Raw genomic sequence first — 447 nt, forward strand, 5'->3', positions numbered from 1 at the left:
GTCAAGTGCTTAATCTGGCGCGGGAAGATATTGTCTGGCATTCGATCAGTGAATTGATTACCGATGTTCCTGATAAAGAGATGTTAGGCCTGAATATCGTCGAATTTGCGGGTGACGATGAAGCATTGATCGATGCTCAGGTTAGTGCGCTGTGTAAACGTCTGGATGGGTTAATAGCCCGTCAGGAAGCCGGTGTCATTGGTTGGCAACTGTGTACTGAACTCTCGGGCGTAGAGCGTATTTACGCCATGCGTAAAAAAGCAGTCGGTTTGTTGGGGAATGCAAAAGGTGCTGCAAAACATATTCCGTTTGCCGAGGACACCTGTGTTCCGCCGGAGCATCTGGCTGACTATATTACCGAGTTCCGTGCGCTGCTCGACAGCCACGGTCTGAGTTATGGCATGTTTGGTCACGTGGATGCCGGCGTGCTGCACGTCAGGCCGGCGC

Annotated in this window: 1 protein-coding gene; it reads left to right on the top strand. The window is 51.7% G+C overall.

Features of this window, described 5'->3' with window-relative positions; all coding sequences use genetic code 11:
• Positions 1 to 447, top strand: a 447-nt coding sequence (locus ACU8YC_RS27650) for an FAD-linked oxidase C-terminal domain-containing protein (RefSeq protein WP_446896348.1), incomplete at both ends; no start/stop codon positions are given.

It is taken from the genome of Citrobacter sp. VF227, from assembly GCF_052950715.1.